At 58.1% G+C, this 15,004-nt stretch carries 9 protein-coding genes and 1 riboswitch; of the genes, 3 read left to right on the plus strand and 6 right to left on the minus strand.

Annotated elements, in window-relative coordinates; translation table 11 throughout:
• Window positions 1-3 precede the first annotated feature (3 nt).
• A complete protein-coding gene (locus AMUC_RS08955) occupies window positions 4-3,336 on the plus strand; it encodes a DEAD/DEAH box helicase family protein (protein ID WP_012420710.1) in 3,333 nt (1,110 codons plus the stop codon).
• A 132-nt stretch (window positions 3,337-3,468) separates the two neighbouring features.
• Here AMUC_RS08955 and AMUC_RS08960 read toward each other — a convergent pair whose 3' ends face one another.
• From AMUC_RS08960 to AMUC_RS08985, 6 genes are read right to left on the minus strand one after another with little or no spacing between them, the layout of a single operon-like run.
• Window positions 3,469-4,059: a bifunctional adenosylcobinamide kinase/adenosylcobinamide-phosphate guanylyltransferase gene (locus AMUC_RS08960; RefSeq protein ID WP_042448227.1), complete on the minus strand. Its 591-nt coding sequence runs from the start codon at window positions 4,057-4,059 to the stop codon at window positions 3,469-3,471.
• Window positions 4,034-4,849 carry a cobamide remodeling phosphodiesterase CbiR gene (gene cbiR, locus AMUC_RS08965; RefSeq protein ID WP_012420712.1) on the minus strand — a complete coding sequence of 272 codons (816 nt, stop codon included), beginning with the start codon at window positions 4,847-4,849 and terminating at the stop codon, window positions 4,034-4,036. The genes AMUC_RS08960 and cbiR overlap by 26 nt, the downstream gene beginning before the upstream one ends.
• Window positions 4,846-5,586: an adenosylcobinamide-GDP ribazoletransferase gene (gene cobS / locus AMUC_RS08970; protein ID WP_012420713.1), complete on the minus strand. Its 741-nt coding sequence runs from the start codon at window positions 5,584-5,586 to the stop codon at window positions 4,846-4,848. The genes cbiR and cobS overlap by 4 nt, the downstream gene beginning before the upstream one ends.
• A 19-nt stretch (window positions 5,587-5,605) precedes the next feature.
• On the minus strand, window positions 5,606-6,646 hold the full coding sequence (gene cobT / locus AMUC_RS08975; RefSeq protein ID WP_012420714.1) for a nicotinate-nucleotide--dimethylbenzimidazole phosphoribosyltransferase: 1,041 nt from the start codon (window positions 6,644-6,646) through the stop codon (window positions 5,606-5,608).
• Window positions 6,643-7,635 carry an adenosylcobinamide-phosphate synthase CbiB gene (gene cbiB / locus AMUC_RS08980; protein ID WP_012420715.1) on the minus strand — a complete coding sequence of 331 codons (993 nt, stop codon included), beginning with the start codon at window positions 7,633-7,635 and terminating at the stop codon, window positions 6,643-6,645. The genes cobT and cbiB overlap by 4 nt, the downstream gene beginning before the upstream one ends.
• 3 nt (window positions 7,636-7,638) lie before the next feature.
• Window positions 7,639-10,215, minus strand: a complete 2,577-nt coding sequence (locus AMUC_RS08985) for a cobyric acid synthase (RefSeq protein ID WP_012420716.1) — start codon at window positions 10,213-10,215, stop codon at window positions 7,639-7,641.
• A gap of 346 nt (window positions 10,216-10,561) precedes the next feature.
• Window positions 10,562-10,698, plus strand: a riboswitch (cobalamin riboswitch).
• Between the two features lie 62 nt (window positions 10,699-10,760).
• On the opposite strand from AMUC_RS08985, the gene AMUC_RS08995 reads away from it, so the two are divergent.
• Window positions 10,761-12,740 (plus strand): TonB-dependent receptor plug domain-containing protein, encoded by a 1,980-nt coding sequence (locus AMUC_RS08995; protein ID WP_167525146.1) that lies wholly within the window; start codon window positions 10,761-10,763, stop codon window positions 12,738-12,740.
• Window positions 12,741-12,886: 146 nt separating this feature from the next.
• Entirely contained in the window at window positions 12,887-15,004 is a 2,118-nt protein-coding gene (locus AMUC_RS09000; RefSeq protein WP_094137883.1) for an extracellular solute-binding protein, read from the plus strand.

Consider the following 15,004-nt stretch of genomic DNA (forward strand, 5'->3'; position numbering starts at 1 on the left):
TCCATGAACACCATCAACATCCGAAGCACGAAGAAGGTTGAGCCGAAGTGTTACGCCTACACGACTCCAGAGGTGCAGCGGCACGAGGGCTGGACGAAGATTGGCTACACCGAGCAGGATGATGTCGAGGTGCGCATCCGCCAGCAGACGCAGACGGTGGATGTGCGCTATTGCCTGGAATGGCACGAGTCGGCGCGTTTTGCCGACGGGACGGTGTTTCACGATAAGGCGTTTCATCGTTACTTGGGCAAGAAGGAGGTGGAACGCGAGGGGAATTCGGAGTGGTTTCATCTTGTGCCCGAGGTGGCGCATGGTCATTTTCGGGAGTTTACCCGCAATCGCGGGGTGTTGCAGACGCCGGGTGCGGTGCCTTATGTGTTGCGGGCGGAGCAGGCGGAGGCGGTCGAGCGGACGCGGCTCTATATGGCGAGCCACGCGGGGCAAAGCCCGGAGTTTTTGTGGAATGCCAAGCCGCGTTTCGGCAAGACTTTGGCGGCGTATGATTTGTGCAAGCAGATGGGTGCGCGGACGGTGTTGATTGTGACGAATCGTCCGGCGATTGCTCATTCGTGGTACGATGATTATGTGCGTTTTATGGGGACGGAGTCGGGGTATTATTTCATCAGTGGGGCGGATGCTCTGCGGGGCTTGCCCCATGTGCTGGAGCGCGCGCAGTTGCCGAGTGATGCCGAGGGGTATATCGAGTTTGTGTCTCTGCAGGATTTGAAGGGTTCTCTGTATTTCGGCGGGGAGTTCGATAAGTTGGAGCATGTGCAAAAGTTGACCTGGGATCTGCTGATTGTGGATGAGGCGCACGAGGGGGTGGATACGTACAGGGCGGATGTGGCGTTCGAGCAGATTGCGCGTCGGGCGACGCTGCATCTGTCGGGGACGCCTTTTAAGGCTTTGGCAAATGAAAAGTTCGAGGAGAAGGCGATTTTCAACTGGACCTATGCCGATGAACAGCGCGCCAAGAGGGAGTGGCAGGAGGAGGCGGAGGAGGAAAATCCCTATGCCGCCTTGCCGCAGTTGGACCTTTATACGTACCGGATGTCTGAGGTAGTGCGCGATCGCCTGAAGCAGGGGGCTGATTTTGACGATGACGGCGAAAATGAGGCCTATGCTTTTGACTTGAATGAGTTTTTTGCCACGAAGAGTGACGGTTCGTTTAAGTATGATGAGGCGGTGGAGAGGTTTTTGGAGGCTTTGGCAGGGCAGGAGAAGTTTCCCTTTTCGACGGAGGCTTTGCGCCGCGAGGTGAAGCATAGTTTCTGGCTGTTGGACCGCGTGGACAGTGCCAAGGCGTTGGCGAAGAAGTTGAAGGCGCATCCCGTCTTCCGCGAGTACGAGGTGGTGGTGGCGGCTGGCGATGGCAAGACGGATGCGGAGGAGGAGGCGACATCGACGCTCAAGTCCTTGGATAAGGTGCGCACGGCGATTCGCGCCCACGAGAGGACGATTACGCTTTCCGTCGGGCAGTTGACGACGGGGGTGACGGTGCCGGAGTGGACGGCGGTCTTGATGCTGAGCAATGTGAAGAGTCCGTCGCTGTATATGCAGGCGGCGTTCCGGGCGCAGAATCCCTGCCTGTTCGTGGAGGGGGACGAGTTGCGGCGCAAGGAGAATGCGTATGTGTTTGATTTTGAACCGGCGCGGACGCTGGTGATTTTTGAGCAGTTCGCCAATGACCTGTGTTCGGCGACGGTGAGTGGCGGAGGCGATGGGGAGACGCGCAAAAGGCAGGTGCGCGAGTTGCTGAATTTTTTCCCCGTCTATGGGGAGGATGAGGAGGGGGAGATGGTGGCTCTGGATGCGGAGAAGGTGTTGTCCGTGCCGCGCAAGATTCATGCCGTCGAGGTGGTGCGCCGTGGGTTCATGAGCAATTTCCTGTTCCAGAATATCGGGAATATTTTCTCGGCGCCGCGTCAGGTGGCGGATATCCTCGGGCAACTGCCGACGGTGAAGGAGCAGAAGCCGTCCAAGGCGAAGGAGGGCGGTCAGGGAGAGGGCGGTTTGTTGGACGGCGCCGCGGATTTGCCCCTGAATGAAAAGGGTGAAGTGGTGTTGCCCTTGGATGAATTGACCCGTAAGACAGGGGAGCTTTTCGGGGATAAGATATACAGCGACAATGTTGTGACGCAAACGAAGATCGATGAGGTCTCGACGAGTAACGCGCCGGATAAGAAGGCCGCACAAAATTTAGTGACGATATTGGTGGATACTGTGGTGAACCCCACCCTGCAGGATGCCAAGACGCACTATGGCGATGAGATGAGTAGAGCGTCTGAACATCGTCTCAAAAAGCAGTTGCAGAATCAGGCGACGGTCGCGGTCGGCAAGGCAGCGACGACGCACAAGAAGAATCGCCACGAGACGGAGAAGGCAAAGAAAAGGGCTCTCGACGAGGCGCATGCCAAGGGGCAGAGTGAGGCCGAGGTTCAGGCGATTCAGGATCGTTTTGATGCCGAGCAGAGGGAGAATGAGCGTCGGTATCGAGAGGAGTTGAAGGAGGCAGCGGCAGAGATTGAGAAGAAGGCCAAACAGGCTGTGGTGGATACGGTGGAAACCGAGAAGGTTACCAGGAAGAAGGAGGCGATTGAAGAGGATATTCGCGGTCATTTGCGTGGCTTTGCGCGGACGATCCCCGCCTTTTTGATGGCGTATGGCGACGAGAATACCTGTCTGGATAATTTCGATACGATTCTTCCCGATGAGGTCTTTAGAGAGGTGACGGGGATTTCTTTAGAGCAGTTCCGCATCTTGCGCGATGGGTGCGATTACGAAGATGAGGGTGTCCGGAAGCATTTTGACGGTCATTGTTTTGATCCGATTGTTTTTGATGATGCCGTTCAGGAGTTCTTGGCGTTGAAGAAGAAATTAGGCAATTATTTTGATGAGTCGCAGTCGGAGGATATTTTCGATTATATTCCGCCGCAAAAGACGAATCAGATTTTCACGCCCAAGCATCTTGTCATGAAGATGGTCGATATGTTGGAGGAGGAGTCTCCGGGCTGTTTCGATGACCCCGACAAGACGTTTATCGACCTCTACATGAAGTCGGGTCTATATGTGGCGGAGATTGTCAAACGCCTTTTCCGCAGCGAGGCGATGAAGGCGCGTTTCCCGCAGGCGGAGGAGCGTTTACGGCATATTTTCGCGCATCAGGTGTATGGCTTGGCGCCGACGGAGATTATTTACCGCATTGCCTGTGCCTTTGTCCTGGGCTTCGACGAGGAGCTGCGCATCGAGCGGCATCATCTCGCGCGCTTCGATGCCTTGCCGGCGGTCAAAGACGGCACGCTGGAGGAGGCTCTGGACAAGATTTGGGAGAGGTGACCGTGATGACGGCCTGGCTTGGGAGGCTTCATGTCTTGCGCCGCTCCCGTTGAATGAGTGGCGCGGCTTAATTTCCGGCATGTTTCTTTGTGTTTCATGTGCGCAAGCCGATGAAAATTCATGGTTGGCGTTTCAGCCTTTTTTCACGGTCAGGGGTAGTCCCGCCACCATGAAGTAGACTTCATCCGCGCTTTTGGCAAGGAGTTGGTTGGCAATGCCCAGCCCGTCGCAGTAGTGGCGCGTTTCCGCATCTGACTGGCTGATGCCCATGCCGGTTTCAGAAGAAACAAGCACCCATGGCACAGGGGATTGGCGGATGAGCTTTTTCAAAGCTTCTATTTCCTCAATCAGCGCTTCCTGGAACGGCTCGTAGTCCGTGGGGTCCTTCTGGGCGTACAGGGTATTGGAGGAGAGCAGGGTGACGCATTCCAGAATGACGCCGTCCACCTGGTCCAGCAAGCCGGATTCCCCGACGGCAGAAGCTACATGACGGGGACATTCCAGCGTGAGCCAGCTTTTAGGACGGCGTTCCTGGTGCTTGCGCACGCGGTATTCCATGGAGCCGGCTCCGGGCCAGACTTCCGCCGTGGCGACGTACAGGATTTTTTTCCCGAATCCGGCGGCTATTTGTTCAGCGTATTGGCTTTTGCCGCTTCTGATGCCGCCCAGGACGAGCGTCATGCGTGCGGTATTGGCGTCAGTGTTTGGTGATGTAGCGTTCATGGGATTCCAGCATGGCCTGGTGGGAGTTCAGGAAGTCATCCAGGCTGAAGACTTCCAGCGTAATAAGGGGGGAGAAATGAAGGTCCCACATGGGGTGCAGAATGGCGTCCAGCGTAGCGGCAGGCATGTGGTGCAGGGATTTGTGGTCCCGTTTTTCCAGCCCGTGCAGGTGGCACATGCGTATGTCCGGCAGCCAGAGCGGCAGAAGTTTTTCCGGCCGCAGGCCTTCTTTCCAGACATGGCCTATGTCAAAGCAACGTGAATGGGGTGTAGCGGCTACCAGTTTATCCAGATAGTCGGTCGGATGGCGTTCCAAATTTTCCAGGGCCAGGCATTCCGGTGCGGGGAGGTGGGGCGTGATTTGTTCCAGACTCCGGAGGATTCGTTCCGTTTCGCGTTCCGTAAGATGGGGGCGCATATCAGGACCGGGGATATGGTCCGTGACCACATGCATGACCCAGGTGTGGGGCTCCAGTTCCCGTGTCAGGTCAATGGCGCGAATGATGTTTTCCGTATAACGGCGGCTTGATTCTTCCGTGGCGAAGCTGCCGTCCGTAGGCAGGTGGACGTTCCAGGTAACCCCGGCATCTGCAGCGATTCCGGCCAGTTCCCGTATTTCCGCAGGGGTAATGAGTTCCTTTCCGCATTCTCCGGCTTCCAGCAGGAGCAGAGCGACATCATCCGCGTAATGGACGCATTCCCTGATGGCGGGCACGTAGTAGTCCGGGATGATGAAGGAGGTGCATCCGATGTTGAGGCCTGGAACGCGGCATTTGTGTGGAGTTTTCATAAAGTGCAGAAGGTGAGCAGGACAAGCCATTCCGTACATTCCACGGTACAGCCGAATACATCCCCGGTAACGCCGCCCAGGCGGCGGCGCGCGTATAGAAGCAGGCCCATGGAGCCGGCCAGGGCGGAGAGCAGGGCGTACAGCCCGTTCCATCCTGCCAGAGCGCAGGCAGCCAGGGTGACGGCTGCGGCAGCCAGGGCGTGCCCGGGGCGCGTTCCCTGCTTGAACGCTTCCCCCATGCCTCCATGCCGTGCGCCCGGAAAGCGCATGGCGATGAATATCTGGCTGCGGGCAAGCAATCCTGCCAGAGCGCACGCCGTGAGCAGAAGTTCCCAGGAGCCGTGGGCCGCCAGAGTCGCCAGGGCGGCTCCCTTGAACGCCAGGTTGAAAAACAGGGCCGTGCCGCCGAAGGTCCCCAGGCGGGAGTCTTTCATGATTTCCAGCCTGCGTTCCCGGGATACTTCAATGGGAAGCCCGTCTCCGCAGTCCGCTACTCCGTCCAGGTGCAGGCCGCCCGTGACGGCTACCCAGCAGGCACAGCCGATAACGCCGCAGACCAGGGGGGGGAAGAGCAGGGTTGTCGTCCAGGTCAGGCCGCCCGCAAGCCCCCCCACTACCAGGCCAACCAGCGGTAGCCAGGCGGAAATTCCGTTCAGGTCATTTTGCAGCGGCCACGGCCCTACGGGCAGCCGGGTCAGGAAGCCGAAGGCGGAGCGGATGGTGGTGATGACAGCCATGGATACAGGGAAGAAAGGGTCAGCGCGGAACGGTGATGTCCAGTTCCGGCAGGGTTTTCATTTCAGAAAGTACGCGCGTGGCGGCGTCCAGCAGGGGAAAGAACAGGGCCGCTCCCGTGCCTTCCCCCAGGCAGAGGCCCAGGTCCATGTACATGGTGACGCCGATGTGGTCCATAATGAGCTTATGCCCCGGTTCCGCGGAGTTGTGGGAGCCGATGAAGTATTGCGCCGCTTCCGGGCGAATGCCCTGGGCGATGGCCGCGGCCGCCCCGGCAATGAAGCCGTCAATGACGATGGGAACGCGCAGGGAGGCCGCCCCCAGCATCAGTCCGGCCATGGCTCCTATTTCCGGTCCTCCCACCTTCGCCAGCACGTCAATGGCATCGGAAGGGTCTGGCTTGTTCAGGGCGATTCCCTGTTCGATGAGTTTTATTTTTTTGCGGATGACTTCTCCTCTGACGCCGGAACCGCGTCCCGTCACGGTTTCCACAGGGGTGCCCGTGAGCACGGCGACGATGGCGGAAGAGGGGGTGGTGTTGCCAATGCCCATTTCTCCGGCGGCCACAATGTCCAGCCCTTTGTTTTTTTCTTCACGGGCCATGTCAATGCCCACTTGCAGGCATTTCAGGGCCTGTTCCCGCGTCATGGCCGGCCCCCTGCTGAAGTCGTTGGCGCCGTGCATGACTTTTCTTTTGACCAGCCCCGGCAGGTCGCCGAAGTCGTAATTGACGCCTACGTCCACTACGGAAAGGCGTGCTCCCGCGTTGCGTGTAAAGGCGTTGATCGTGCCTCCGCCCTGAAGGAAGTTGCGGGTCTGGATGTAGGTAACGTCCGTGGATGTCAGGCTGAGGCCGTGGTCGGCGATGTGGTGGTCCGCGGCGAACAGGACTATGGCTTTGTCCTTCAGGCGCGGCGCGGGATTGCCGGTCATGCCGGCAATACGGATGGCCACGGGTTCCAGTTTTCCCAGGGCAAGGGGAGGCTTGGCCAGAATTTTCTGATGTTCCAGGGCCGCTTTTGCGGCCTGTTCGTCCAACGGGGGGATATGCAGTTTGTTCATGATGTCCAGAAGTGGGGGGTGAAGAGAAGAAGGAGAGTGAACGCCAGCGTACCCGTGGCGGCAGTCGTCCACATGAGCCGAATGGCCAGGGCCAGGTCGCTGGCGGAGGCTTTGGTTCGCCCTGTTCCTATCCAGGGGTAGTTTGCAGGAATTCCCTTGTAAGAGACCGGGCCCCCGAGACGGAGGCCCAGCGCTCCAGCGAAGGCCGCTTCGCTCCATGCGGAATTGGGGCTGGCGTGGGCGTTCCGGAAGGCCCATCCCATGGTGAGCGCCCTCCGGGCGGAGGTTCCTTCCACCATCAGGGCGGAAAAGGAAATACACGGTAAAATAAGGCGTGCGGGGATGAAGTTGAGCGCGTCATCCGTGCGTGCGGCAAAGGTGCCGAAGTGTCTGTACCGGTCATTTTTTTTCCCCCACATGGCATCCAGGATGTTGAAAACACGATGCGCCAGCGCGGCGGAAGCCGCCCCGGAGGCACCTCCTGCCAGGCAGCCTGCTGAGGCCCAGAACAGGGTGGAAAAAACGCCATCCGTCAAGTTCTCCGCCACGCTTTCAATGGCCGCTCTGGCGATGCCGTAGACGTCCATCCGTTCCGTATCCCGTCCCACGATCATGGAGACGGAGTGCCGGGCCTCTCCGGCGTTCCCGCTGCGCAGGGCGTTTTCCACCTTCCGGGCATGCTCGGCCAGGCTGCGCGGGGCCATGCAGATGTAAATGACCAGAACGGACGGAATCCAGGGTGCCCAGGGGGAGGGTAACAGGGAAAAGGGAAGGAAGAGCGCCGCGCAGCCGAACCATGCGGCAATGCAGGTTGCCAGCGCGGCCGCCATTCCCGCATGAAAAGTTCCTCCCCACCTTTGCCTCGCCAGTGTTTCCATGCGGAGCGCGCACCGGCCGATCAGACAGACGGGATGAAACCTGTTGGGCGGTTCTCCCGCCAGAATATCCAGCAGGAAGGCCGCAGGCAGGATGAACGGGCACGGGAACATGGGTCAGCGTTTTAGTTGGAGAGCTCGGTAAATGGTTTTCAGGTCCAGATGTTTCCGGACCACGTCCGCCAGGCGGTCCAGCGCTCCGTCCAGGTCATAGGCGGTGTGCAGGGCTGGGTTGGCTTTCAGCCCTGAATCTTTCCTGACCATGTTGATGAATGCGCGGCGGAATTGGTCTCCGTCCAGCATGCCGTGCAGATACGTGGCCCAGATACGGCCTTTGCCGTAGCCGCAGGGGGAGCCGTCTTCCCGGAACATGACGGGGGGGCTGGATTCTTGATGGCTGGTGACGCCATGGTGGATTTCATAACCTGCGGCGGGAACAGGCAGCGGCGTGCTTGCCCGGCGCACGTTGATCAGGGTTTTGGCTGAAGAGAAGGTGGTGGAAAGTTCCAGCAGCCCCAGTCCTGGCGTGCGCTCCTCCGGGGATTCCATGTGCAGCGGGTCCAGAATGTCCGTCCCCAGCATTTGCAGCCCTCCGCAGACGCCCAGAAGCCACTTTCCCTTTTCGGCATGACGGCGGATGGGTTCTTCCAGCCCGGCGGAACGGAGAGAAGCCAGGTCCGCAGCCACGCTTTTAGTGCCGGGCAGAATGACCAGGTCCGGATTTCCCCATTCCTCCCGTGTCCGCACCTGGCGGAGCCGGACGTCCGGCTCCGCCGCCAGAGGGGCGAAGTCCGTGAAGTTGGAGACGTGGGCGGGCATGACTACGGCCACATCCAGGCAATCCGCATGTTTCCCGTGCTCCCCGTGGCCAGGGGGCAGCGTGGCGCGGTCTTCTTCCGGAATGTTGATGTCCCGCATCATCGGGATGACGCCCAGCACAGGCTTGCCCGTACGATTCCGCATGTAGCTGTGCGCCGGGGCCAGCAGATCCGGATCTCCTCGAAATTTGTTGACCACGAACCCCGCCAGCAGTTCTTTTTCCCACGGGGCGAATGTCATCCACGTTCCCAGAAAGGAGGCGTACACTCCGCCACGGTCAATGTCCCCGGCGAGCAGGACTCTGGCACGCGCGTAGCGGGCCATGTTCATGTTGACCACGTCTGCTGATTTCAGATTGATTTCTCCGGGGCTTCCGGCCCCTTCCAGGCAGAGGAGTTCATATTCGTCCGCCAGGGAATCGTATGCTTTGCATACGTCCGGCCAGAAGCGCCTTTTAGCCGTGAAGTATTCCCGCGCGTCCATGCGGCCTACGGGGCGCCCCATCACGATCACCTGGGAGCCGGTATTGGAATGGGGCTTGAGAAGAATGGGGTTCATTCTGGCATCCGGATCAATGCGGCAGGCCTGGGCCTGCACCAGCTGGGCGCGGCCCATTTCCTCTCCCAGCGCAGTTACGCCGGAGTTGAGAGCCATGTTCTGCGCCTTGAACGGTGCCACGTGATAGCCGTCCTGAAGGAAAATGCGGCACAGGGCTGCCGTGAGAACGCTTTTTCCTGCATCGGAGCAGGTGCCCTGAATCATCAGGGCCGGTTTGGGAGCCTTACGGATAATGGAGGGGCCGTTTCCCGCCAGTTCGGCGCGCAGAGCTTCCGCCAGCAGGGCGTGTTCCTCCGGCGTGCGGACGCCGGAGCGCAACCAGCAGCCCGTTTCCAGACCCGGATAATTGGAACAGTCGCGCAGTGCGATGCCGTATTTTTTCAGGAGCCGGGCTGCCAGGCCATGAGGCGCCCCCGCCAGGCGGAAGAGCAGGAAGTTGGCCTCGGACGGGAGTACGGCGGCGCCCGGCAGGGAGGAGAGCCTGCGGAACAGGTCGTCCCGGCGTTCCCGGTTCCGGGCGCGTTCCCTGTCTGCCCAGGAGGAGGGTTGTGCCAGCACGGCCTTCACCGCTGCCGTCGCAAAGGCATTCACGTTCCAGGCGGGCAGGGATCGCCGCAGCCGCTCCGCGAGCGGAGCGGCACAGATGGAAAAACCGCACCGGACGCCGGCCATGCCGTAAAATTTGGTCAGGGAGCGCAGAACCACCAGGTTGGGAAGGAGGGCTGCTTCATGGAGCAGCGATTCCGCTCCTTGTGCGTAATCCATGAAAGATTCGTCAATGATCCAGAGGACTTCGGGGCGGCTCTGGACAACCCTGTGCAGGGCCGCTGCGTCCAGCAGGCCGCCGGACGGATTGCTGGGATTTGCCAGAAAAACAGCGCTTCCGTCTGCGGCCTGTTCCTCCAGACGGCAAAGAGACGGGAGGAAGGAATTCCGTTCCTCCGTCCGGATGGAAAGAATATCCGTGCCGTGGCGCAGGCAGGCCAGCCTGTATTCGGAAAAAGCGGGTTCCGGAATGACGGCCTGTTTAAGGTTTAATGCGCGCGGAAGAGCGTGGATGAGTTCATTGGCCCCGTTTCCAAATACGAAGCAGCCGGAAGGAAGCCCGTAATGAACCGCCGCCAGTTCCCGCAGATCCGCCGCATCCGGAGAAGGGTAGGGTACTGCGTTTTCCATGGCCTTCCACAATGCTGAAACGATGAACTCCGGCATACCTTCCGGCCTCAGGTTGACGCTGAAGTCCAAAATATCCCGTTCCGGGCGGCAGGCATCCTCCGCCAGGGATTTTAAATCTCCGCCATGTGAAAAAACGTTCATGCCACAGTAATTGGAACCGGCGTACCGAAGGGCTGCCCGCGCCGGAGAAAGAAAGGAAGCGCCTTGCAAGTTCGGAATTCCACGTAGCCGGAAGCTTCGCCGGAGACGGGAAATCTTCCCTGTTGCGGGAACGTGGGAACAAGGAGCGTCATGAGCGCATCATGTCCTGTATGCGCCGGGAGTGACAAGACAAAAATGGAAAGCCCTGTGAGGAAAAGAGGGATGGAGAGCAATACGCTGAAAAGGGAAAACGGCTGCAATTCATCTGGATGTTCAAAGAAAAATTTTTTTGTCTTGTCATACCGGTCTCTTTGGTATTTCATCCGTCCCATGAACCCTTATGGGAAGGGTTACAGACCTCAGGGACGCCCGTAGCCGGGCAGGAAATAAATGGGGAATACCGGTGTGAGTCCGGAGCGGTACCGCCACTGTAAGCGAGCCTGCCTCGCAAGCCAGAAAACCAGCCTGTGAGGTTGTCCAACTGTTCGGCGAGTTACCGAACGTAAGGCACTACAACCATGCTTTATACGAAGAAAGCCCTTCAAATGGGCGCAATTGCTGTTGGCCTTGCCGCATTCGCAGGCCAGTCCTCTCTTGCCGAGTCCGCTAAAAAGGAAGACTCCAAGCCCTCCGTCAGGACGGAAACCATGCAGGTTATGCCGGAACTGACTATGGCGTCCCACTTTGTGGGCGTGCCGTACAACCGGTCTGGAGTGTCCGTTTCCATCATCAATCCGGAAGAATTCCAGAAGGCGGGCATTGAAACCCTGACGGGAGCCCTTTCCCAGACGCCCGGCGTTTTCACGCTGGACGGAGGCGGCACCTGGCAGCGCGGTTCCGTGAGCAACACCGTCATCCGCGGGATGAACAAGGATACCTACACCCTGACCATGGTTGACGGCATGCGCATCAGTGATGCCAACATGTCCGGCAACAAGCTGCTGGGCATCACCAATCTCTTTACGGTGGGCAATGTGGAAGTGGTGAAAGGAGCGCAGGGCGCCGTTTTCGGTTCCGGCGCCATTGGAGGCGTTGTCGCGATGGATACTCCGGAGGGGGAAGGCGATCCCGTAACCAGGATTTTTGCGGAGGCCGGTTCCTTCGGCTCTTTCAACAGCTATGTCACTTCCTCCGGCAAGATCAAGAAGCTTTCCTATTTTGTAGGCGTTGGGTTTGAAACTACGGAAAACGATCCGTCAATCTATCCGGCCATTTATGACAACAGGACAGGCATGAACGATTTCCGCCAGTGGCAGGAAGCCGTGCGCCTGGGCTATGACATCAATGACAAGGTGAAGGTGAGCTTTACCTATCGCCGCCTGGATTCCTACTTTGAATATCCCACGCCGTATGTGGATTATAACCAGTGGCCTTCCGTTCCGGAGCCCCATCTGTACAATACGGAAGACAAGAACCGCAGCAACTTGGTGACAGGACGTGTGGATGCGGAAATTTCCAAGCTGTGGTCCACCAGCTTCATGGTGGGGCATTACAACATGGACTATTCCTGCCATACTCCCGGATTTGACTTCCAGCCCAACGTGATGCGCAACCGCCGCTTCCAGGCGGAGTGGCGCAATGCCCTGACGTGGAACAAGGAATGGAAAACCATCGCCGGCATGGCCTGGGACCGTTCCGACTACATGAGCGAAAACAATTACGTTGCCAAGGATGAATGGCAGAGCACGCTTGCCTTCTTTGCAGAGCAAATGTGGTCACCCACGGACAGCTTTGACGCCAGCGTGGCCCTGCGCCTGGAACATGATTCCGTCTGGAACAATCATTTTACGTGGCGTTATTCCAATTCCTGGAAAGTGACGGGCAAGGATTCCCCCACCCGTATTTTCGGTTCCGTAGGGTCCGGTTTCCGCGCGCCCACCTGGTTTGAGCAGTATGCGGCCAATTACGGTTATGTAGGCAACCCTGATCTGGATGTGTCCAAGTCCCTGGGCGGCGACCTGGGTGTGGAACAGCGCCTGGCGGACGGCCATTATGCTTCCGTGACGGGCTTCTGGACCCGCATTAACGATGAAATCGGCACCAAGAGCGTAGGTACCTGGCCGAACTCCTATACCACTTACGCCAATTATTCCCACTGCACTTCCTACGGTGTGGAAGTGGCGTTCAAGGGTCAGTTCAAGGACGCGTGGAACAGCGGCTATTATGCCAATTACACCTTCACGATGCCCAAGCGCGATTCCATCGGCAAATACGAGACCATTCAGATGGCCAATACCGCCCGCCACACCGTCAACGCAGAGGTTTATACCTCCCCGGTTGAAAAGCTTACGGTTGGCTTCGGCGTAACGGCCGCCATGGGACGCACGGACTACAACTATGCCCGTCTGGATAATTTCTTTACGGCGCGCCTGTTTGCCCGTTACCAGGCAACGGACAATGTGTCCCTCCATGTGCGTCTGGAAAACCTGTTTGACCAGAAGTTCATCATGACGAATGATTATAACTTCGGTCCGCGTGAAGCCCGTGGATTCGGAATCTTCGGCGGTGTGACGGTCGAATTCTAAGTTCCTTTCAATATTAATTGTTGATTGCTCCCCCATCTTCCGCCTTGCGGACTGTTTCAGGCGAAGTGAACGGTTCCGCGCGGAAGATGGGTTTTCTGTTTTCCGTTGTTTCCGGAATCGGTTAACATGTGGCGGCCATCTGAGTTGTGTTGCGCTGGATATCCATACTGGGGGCATTGGCCCTTTCCGTCTTTCTGGGAGGTGTCTTTTACTTTTCCCAGCGTGAGAAGAATGTTTGGCATGAATTTTCCGGACGGATGGACGGCAGGGGGATGCCTGCCGTATTTGACGGTTTTGTGGAACGCTGGAACAGGGCCGTGGAACGGGAACTGCGCCGTGAATTGGCTGAAGGGGAGAGGAAGGAAAAACTTCTGGTCGTTTCCCGCGGGGAAGGGGACGGCCGGCGTTTGGCGGAACAGGCTCGTTCCGTGGAACGCATCAGGAAAAGGCTGTTATTGAAAGACCATATCCGCCTTCTTCCTTTGGAAGACGTTCCGGACGGATTGGAATGGCAAACCGGAATGGAAGAGCCGGATGTGGGTGATCCGCGCGCCGTCAAGGGTGGAAAAGTCCGGCTGTGGATCAATACTCCGTTTCCCGGAACTTTGCGTGCTTTCGGGCCGGGAAGTGAAAATTTTTTCAATTATTCCGCCATTGACAACGTGTGGCTTCCCCTCGTGGGGCTTCATCCGGAAACCTTCCGTCCCATTCCGGGCCTGGCGGACCGCTGGGCTTTGTCCGCAGACGGAAAAACCGTTTTTTATCATCTGGATCCGGAAGCGGCCTATTCGGACGGACGCATCGTGAAAGCGCAGGATTTTCTGCTGAACATTTGCCTCCGTACGTCCGGTTTTGCCCGGGATCCGTTCTGGACTACCCTGTTCCGTTCCATGTATGATCAGATTACGGTATACGGGGATTCCGTCATTGCCCTTACGCTGCCGTCCCGCGGGCCGCTGCTGCCTTACATGGCCTGTGCGGATTTTCATCCGGCCCATCCCGGTTTTTACCATGATTTCAACGCTCTGTTTCTGGAACGCTACCAGTGGAAAGTCCCTCCAAATACGGGTGGCTACATGGTTGTTCCCTCTAAAATCCGGATAGGAGAAAGCATTACCCTGGCCCGCGTGAAAAATTGGTGGGCGAAGGAGAGGAAGTATTACCGCCATTCCTGCAATGCGGACCAGGTGGAACATGTGTTTGTGAACATGGAAAACAAGGCGGTTGAAATGTTCCGCCGCGGGGAACTGGACATCATGAACGTTCGCAAGCCGGAGGTGTGGGAAACCGGGCTGGAGCTGCCGGAAGTGCACCGGGGCTATATAGATAAATACAGCCTGGAAGCCAATTACGCCTGTCCCCCGTACGGACTGTATCTGAATTGCTCGGACAAGTTGTTGAAAAATCCGGATATCCGCCGCGGTCTGGCGCATTCCGTGAACATGGGCCTGGTGATTGATACTTTGTTCCGCGGGAATATGAGAAGGCTCGGTTCCTACATGGAGGGGTACGGAGACCTGACTCTTCCGTTGAAAGCTCCGGAATACAGCAAGAAAAAAGCCATGGAATATTTTGCCCGCGCCGGCTACCGGGAAATGGGGACTGACGGAGTGCTGAAAAATGAACGGGGAGAGCGGCTGGTGGTGGAACTGACGTTTGCGGATTCATCCACCCTGATGACCAACGTCTGTTCCATCCTCCGGCAGGAGGCCCTGAAGTGCGGGGTGGACCTGCGTCTGGATTCCCTTACCTACAGTGTCTGTTCCCGTAAGGTTTTTGAAAAACGGTATCAGGCGGCTCTATGGGCGTGGCCGCTGCAGACGCCGTTCCCCCGGCTGTATGAAACATTCTCTTCCGAACTGGCGTATGATGCCCGCGGAAATCCCGTAGGCAATACGAATAATATTATGGCCGTGTCGGACGCTGGACTGGATGCCGCCCTGGATGCGGAACGCAATGCCCCGGATACCGGTTCCCTGAAACTGGCCCTTCACCGTGCCCAGCAGCGTCTTCATGAACTTTGCGTCTGGATTCCCGGCTGGAGGGAACCCTACACGCATATCGCCTGCTGGCGCTGGATACGCTGGCCGGAATCTCCCACCCGGTTCTGTTCCCCCAGAATTTACAATCCGCTGGAGTCGCATCTGTACTGGGTGGATGAAGAAATGAAGAAGGAGACGCTGGAGGCTCGGAGCCGGGGCGTACCGTTTGAGGAAAAGCATCAAATAATATATCTTGAAAGACAGGATGGTGCCGCTCCGTAA

It is taken from the genome of Akkermansia muciniphila ATCC BAA-835 (assembly GCF_000020225.1).
In the GTDB taxonomy this organism is placed as follows: domain Bacteria; phylum Verrucomicrobiota; class Verrucomicrobiia; order Verrucomicrobiales; family Akkermansiaceae; genus Akkermansia; species Akkermansia muciniphila.